Annotated in this window: 5 protein-coding genes and 1 pseudogene; 3 read left to right on the top strand and 3 right to left on the bottom strand. The window is 66.8% G+C overall.

Going from position 1 to position 5,814, the window contains the following annotated elements:
• Positions 1–364: cob(I)yrinic acid a,c-diamide adenosyltransferase (locus KDJ86_RS08120; RefSeq protein WP_291744617.1), on the top strand; the 364-nt coding region annotated here is incomplete at its 5' end.
• Positions 365–377: 13 nt separating this feature from the next.
• Positions 378–1,853: a cobyric acid synthase gene (locus tag KDJ86_RS08115; protein WP_291744616.1), complete on the top strand. Its 1,476-nt coding sequence runs from the start codon at positions 378–380 to the stop codon at positions 1,851–1,853.
• Here KDJ86_RS08115 and KDJ86_RS08110 read toward each other — a convergent pair.
• The 3 genes from KDJ86_RS08110 to KDJ86_RS08100 all read right to left on the bottom strand — a co-directional run bounded on the left by KDJ86_RS08110 (position 1,835) and on the right by KDJ86_RS08100 (position 4,818).
• Positions 1,835–2,887, bottom strand: a complete 1,053-nt coding sequence (locus KDJ86_RS08110; protein WP_291744615.1) for a PLP-dependent cysteine synthase family protein — start codon at positions 2,885–2,887, stop codon at positions 1,835–1,837. The two genes, KDJ86_RS08115 and KDJ86_RS08110, sit on opposite strands and share 19 nt — an antisense overlap.
• 102 nt (positions 2,888–2,989) lie before the next feature.
• On the bottom strand, positions 2,990–3,970 hold the full coding sequence (gene cbiB, locus KDJ86_RS08105) for an adenosylcobinamide-phosphate synthase CbiB (RefSeq protein ID WP_291744614.1): 981 nt from the start codon (positions 3,968–3,970) through the stop codon (positions 2,990–2,992).
• Positions 3,967–4,818 carry an ABC transporter substrate-binding protein gene (locus KDJ86_RS08100; RefSeq protein WP_291744613.1) on the bottom strand — a complete coding sequence of 284 codons (852 nt, stop codon included), beginning with the start codon at positions 4,816–4,818 and terminating at the stop codon, positions 3,967–3,969. Before KDJ86_RS08100 ends, cbiB begins: the two co-directional genes overlap by 4 nt.
• A gap of 331 nt (positions 4,819–5,149) precedes the next feature.
• Here KDJ86_RS08100 and KDJ86_RS08095 point away from each other — a divergent pair.
• Positions 5,150–5,814 (top strand): annotated as a pseudogene (locus KDJ86_RS08095) (TonB-dependent receptor); the annotation flags it as partial.

Below are 5,814 nucleotides of genomic sequence, written 5' to 3'. Positions count from 1 at the left end.
ATTCGACGATCTCGTGTCGATCAACACGATGGGCGAGGGCTTCACCTGGGAGACCCAGGACCGGCAGCGCGACCTCGCGGCCGCCCGCGCCGCCTGGGCGTGCGCCAAGGAGCTGATCGCCGGCGGGACCTACAAGCTCGTCCTGCTCGACGAGCTCAACATCGTGCTGCGCTACGGCTACCTGCCGGTCGACGAAGTCGTCGCCTTCCTGCGCGACGAGAAGCCGGCGGACGTCCATGTCATCGTCACCGGCCGCAACGCGCCCGATGCGCTGATCGAGGCCGCGGACCTCGTCACCGAGATGGAGATGGTCAAGCATCCCTTCCGTTCCGGCGTGAAGGCGCAAATCGGGATCGAGTATTAGGCCAGGGCGGGAAATGGCGCGCCCTCCCTCCCTGATGATCCAGGGGACCGGCAGCCATGTCGGCAAGTCGGTCATCGTCGCCGGTCTCTGCCGCGCGCTTCTGCGGCGGGGGCTGAAGGTCGCTCCGTTCAAGCCGCAGAACATGTCGAACAATGCCGCGGTCGCGGTCGAGGGCGGCGAGATCGGCCGGGCGCAGGCACTCCAGGCGCTGGCCGCCGGGCTCGAGGCCTCGATCCACATGAACCCGGTGCTGCTGAAACCCGAGACCGACCAGGGCGCGCAGGTCATCGTCCAGGGGAGCCGCGCGGGAAACCTGAAGGCGGCAGACTACGGGAACCGGAAGCGGACATTGCTGCCGAAGGTTCTGGAGAGCTTCGCGCGGGTCGGGGAAGGGGCGGACATCATCCTTGTCGAAGGCGCCGGCAGTCCCGCCGAGGTCAATCTCCGCGCCGGAGACATCGCCAACATGGGCTTCGCCGAAGCTGCCGATGTCCCGGTGGTGCTCCTCGGCGACATTGATCGGGGCGGGGTGATCGCAAGTCTCGTCGGCACCCACGCGGTCCTGCCGGAGACCGATCGCACCCGGATCAAGGCGTTCCTGGTCAACAAGTTCCGCGGCGATGCCGGCCTTTTCGTTGACGGTATCAGGTTCACCGAAGAGCGTACCGGCTGGCCGTCGCTCGGCGTCATCCCGTGGTTCGAGCCGGCCTGGCGGCTGCCGGCGGAAGACGCGCTGGACCTGTCGAGCGGCGGCAGGGACAAATCCGTTGTGACCATCGCCGTTCCGATCCTGCCGCGGATCGCCAATTTCGACGATCTCGATCCGCTGCGGATGGAGCCCGGCGTTTCGGTCGTGCTCGTCAGGCCGGGCGAGGCCTTTCCCGGCGATGCCGACCTGATCCTGATCCCCGGCTCCAAGGCGACGATGGCCGACCTTGCCTTCATGCGCGCGCAGGGATGGGACGTCGACATTCGCGCCCATTGCCGACGCGGCGGGCGGGTGCTCGGGCTCTGTGGCGGGTACCAGATGCTCGGTCGGACGATCGCCGACCCGGATGGCGTCGAGGGCGTTCCGGGCGCGAGGGAGGGACTTGGCCTGCTCGATATCGAGACGGTGCTCGCTGGCGACAAGGCGACAGTGACCGTGTCGGGTAGGCATATCTCCAGTGGCGAGGCGGTCACCGGCTACGAGATTCATCTCGGCCGGTCGTCGGGCCCGGGTTGCGCGCGGCCGTTCCTCGATCTCGAAGGGCACCTGGATGGCGCAGAATCGGCGGATGGGCTGGTCGCCGGGAGTTACGTCCACGGCATCTTTTCAGCGGATGGTTTCCGGCGCGCCTTTCTCGCAATGCTCGGTGCGCCGGTGTCAGAGCTACACTATGAGGCAGAAGTGAACGAGGTGCTCGACCGGTTGGCCGGGCACCTCGAACGGCATGTCGACATCGATCGCCTGCTGGCGATCGCGGGCCTTCAGGCGTCCGGGAGCTGAGCGCTTGGCGTCGAGCGGGAGATCGCCAGCTCTTCCTCGTTCATATCCGCCTCGATTCCGCTGAAAAGCGGCGTCGACAGATAGCGCTCGCCTGTGTCGGGCAGCATGCAGAGGATGTTCGAGCCCTTCGGGGCGTTCGCGGCGACGCGCAGCGCACCGGCGAAGGTAGCGCCCGACGTGATGCCGACGAAGATCCCTTCACTGGCCGCGAGATCCCGGCTGCATTTCATTGCATCGGCATTCGGGATCTCGATCAGCTCCGCCATGAAACCCATGTCCATGGCGTCGCCGGTCAGCTTCGGAATGAAATCCGGCGTCCAGCCCTGCATCGGATGCGGCTTGAAGGCCGGATGCGCCGCGGCGGGCGTGCCGTCCGGATTGCGCTGTTGCGGCTCGCCGCTGCCGATCAGCGGGGCCTCGGCTGGCTCGCAAACGATGATCCTGGTATCCGGGCGCTCTTTGGCGAGCACGCGCCCGACGCCTTTCAGCGTGCCGCCGGTCCCGTATCCGGTGACCCAGTAGTCCAGCGATTCGTCGGCGAAATCCTCGAGAATCTCGACCGCGGTGGTCTTCGAATGGAAGTCGGCATTGGCCTCGTTCTCGAACTGCCGGGTCTTGAACCAGCCATGCGCTTCGGCCAGCTCCTCCAGCTTCTTGATCATGCCGACCGCGCGCTCGGCCGCCGGAGTGATGATCACCTTTGCGCCGAGAAAGCGCATCAGTTTCCGGCGCTCGACGCTGAACGGCTCGGCCATGATCAGGACGAGCGGATAGCCCTTGGCGGCACAGACCATGGCCAGGCCGATGCCGGTGTTTCCGCTGGTCGCCTCGATAACCGTCTGGCCCGGCTTCAGCGAACCATCTCGCTCCGCCGCCTCGATGACGCCAAGCGCAAGGCGGTCCTTGACCGATCCGAGCGGATTGAATGCCTCGACCTTGACGTAGAGATTGACGTCCGGTGGTGCCAGACGGTTGATCCTGACGATCGGCGTGTTGCCGACCGTTTCAAGGATACTGCTGTATTTGTGGCCCATCACGCTCCTCCCCGCTGCCTTTGGCAATATCAGGAGCCTCGCAGCGTAGGCCTATCCGCCGGAACCCTCAATGTATGACTTAACGGGCCCGGCCTGGCCGGCTCAACCGAGCTCCACGACGAGGCCTCCGGCCGCGGCTACGACGACGGCCAGTGTCGCCCAGCTGCCGAGATAGAGCCGGAGGCCGCGACGGATATCGGCGGGCGTCGCCTGCCGCCGGCCGGACGCGTTGATGTAAGGATCGTGGCCGAGCACGCCGCGATACCGCCTCGGACCGGCGAGCGCGAGGCCGAGCGCCGCGGCCGTCGCCGCTTCCGGCCAGCCGGCATTCGGCGAGCGATGCTTGGGGGCCTCGGACCGCATCACCTTGAATGCGTGGCCGATCGAGCCGCCGACCACGGGCGAGGCCAGCGCCATCAGGCCGCCGGCCAGCCGGCTTGCAGGGAGATTGACGAGGTCGTCGAGCCTTGCCGCGGCCCAGCCGAAGTCCTCGTGGCGCGGCGTGCGATGGCCGATCATCGAGTCGGCGGTATTGATCGCCTTGTAGGCGGCAAGGCCGGGGAGCCCCAACAGAAGGAACCAGACGGCCGGAGCAACCACCCCGTCGGCGAAATTCTCCGCCATCGACTCGATGGTGGCACGGCACACGCCGGCCTCGTCGAGCGCCGCGGCGTCGCGCCCGACAATCCGCGCAACGGACTTCCGGGCCTCGTCGAGGCTTCCGGCGTCGCAAGCCTTCGCGACGGCCGCGACATGGTCGTAGAGGCTTCGCCCGGCAAGCAGGATCGCGGCGACCAGAACCGTGCCGACCCAGCCAAAGGCAATGTACGAAAGCCCGTATTCGATGCCGAAGCCGATCGCCGCGGCGACGGCGACGACCAGAAAAAGCGTCGCGCCCCCGGCGATGCGTCGAAGCCATGGTTTCCGACGCGAGGAATTGAGATGCCGGTCGAACCAGTCGATCTGCCGGCCGAACAGCGCCACCGGGTGCGGGGCTCTTCGCCAGATGAAATCCGGGTCGCCGACCACTGCATCGAGCACGAGCGCCACAGGCAGCATCCAGACGTGATCGAGGCCGATCATGGCCCTTCCGTGACGCGCCGCGCCTCGGACGCCAGCCAGTCGATTGCCTCAGGCAATGACGGACCGCCGCAGACCGTCAACCGCTCCGGCAGCAGGATTCGCCTGTCGGGCGGATAGAGGGCGGCGAGGGCGGGATGGGCGAGGAGGGCTTCCCCCTGGTCGCCCGGCGCGGTTGCCTGGGTGGTGACGAGGATAAGATCGGGCGGTGTCGCCACCAACTGCTCGAGGCGGACGAACCCCCCCCGCGCACCGGCAAGCGCGCCGCCGGCATTCACGATACCCGCCAGGGTCATCAATTCGCTGGTCAGGGTGTCGCCGCCGGTGACGTAACCCCGGCGCTGATAGACGGCTCCGGTCACCGGTCCGGCCGCCGGCCCCGCCATAGCCTCGGCGCGGCGGCGGGCCGCCTCGATCCTTTCGATCAGGGCTTCCCCGCGTTCGGGGTGGCCGATGATCGCCGCGACCTGCCGAATCTGGGCGATCGAGTCGTCAATGCTCCGCGCCGCGTCGAGCAGGTCCAGAGTGTAGCCGAGCGCCGTGAGCATGTCGCGGGTCGCCCGCTTGGTGTAGCGCCCGGCAAGCACCAGGTCGGGTTCCAGTTCCACCACCGTTTCAGCTTCGCCGGCGTCGTGCGGATATGTGGCGGCTTTCTCGGCGAAATAGGAGAGCTTGGGATCGGTGGCATAGACCGACAGAGACGCGATCTGGTCCCGATCGGCGAGGGCGATCAGCAGTTCGTCGGCGCAAAGATTGATCGAGACGATCCGCCGCGGTCGCTCGGCCGCGCTGGCCGAGGCGGCTACGGCCGCCGCGATCGTCACGCCCAAAAGGACAAAAAACCTGGGCATCCGGCCCGTCCGACATTGCCTGCTTCCAAACGGTCGTTTACTCCTTCTTAACCCGGCAGAGAAGCCGGGAGGGCCCGGGACACACACCGTGACGGGCGCTTGACGCCGGATCGATCGAAGACGAGGTCTGCCAATGCCCGTGGCTTTGCGTGGCGCTTGCGCCAGCGCGTTTTGTCTTATTGCCCTGCTGGTTGCCGGCGTCGTACCGGTTTCCGCACAACCAACCGAAATCGTTGTCACGCCGAATTATGTGCCGACCGCCGTCGGGACGGTCGGATCGTCGGTCTCCGTGATCAACCGGAAGGAGATCGAGCGACTGCCGACCGAGTCGGTGGCCCAGCTTCTTCGCGCCGTGCCCGGCCTGACCGTCACCGAGAGCGGCGGGGTCGGCGGCCAGACCCTCGTCAGCATCCGCGGCACCGAGGCCCAGCACACCCTGGTGCTGATCGACGGGGTGCGGGTCAACGATCCCTCGACAAGCCGCGACGACTTTGATTTTTCGGTGCTGAACACCACCGACATCGAGCGCATCGAGATCCTTCGCGGCCCGCAAAGCGCGCTCTATGGCTCCGATGCGATCGGCGGCGTCATCAATATCATCACCAAGAGGCCCGGCGGGCCGCCGCGGCTGACGGCCGAGGTCGAGGGCGGCAGCTATGGCACCCGCAAGACGAGCCTGTCGGGCGGCACCAGCGCCGGTGGTTTCAGCATCTACAGCACCGGTACCTATTTCGCCACGGATGGCTTCTCGCGGGTCGGCGACCGCGACAAGGGTGAACCGGACAGCACCGAGAAATTCTCCGGTTCCATCAGGGGCGCTTTCGATCCAGGCGGCGGAGTCCGCTTCGAATTCGGCGGCAACGGTTATCATCAGGACAGCGAGATCGACGCCGGCCCCGACATGGACCTGGCCGGCTATGATTCGGAACGCGATCTGTTTTCCGGCTTCGCCAAGGTCAGCTTTCCGACCTTCGGTGGCCGGGCGCAGGATTCGAT

The organism is Bauldia sp. (genome assembly GCF_020442045.1).
Classification (GTDB): domain Bacteria; phylum Pseudomonadota; class Alphaproteobacteria; order Rhizobiales; family Kaistiaceae; genus Bauldia.
Note: the sequence above shows the minus strand (reverse complement) of the source record. Positions and strands in the feature narration are given on the sequence as shown.

Coding starts and splice junctions, on each gene's coding strand:
- KDJ86_RS08110 (WP_291744615.1), bottom strand. CDS start 2,887: ATGGGCCACAAATACAGCAGTATCCTTGAAACGGTCGGCAACACGCCG.
- KDJ86_RS08115 (WP_291744616.1), top strand. CDS start 378: ATGGCGCGCCCTCCCTCCCTGATGATCCAGGGGACCGGCAGCCATGTC.
- KDJ86_RS08100 (WP_291744613.1), bottom strand. CDS start 4,818: ATGCCCAGGTTTTTTGTCCTTTTGGGCGTGACGATCGCGGCGGCCGTA.
- cbiB (WP_291744614.1), bottom strand. CDS start 3,970: ATGATCGGCCTCGATCACGTCTGGATGCTGCCTGTGGCGCTCGTGCTC.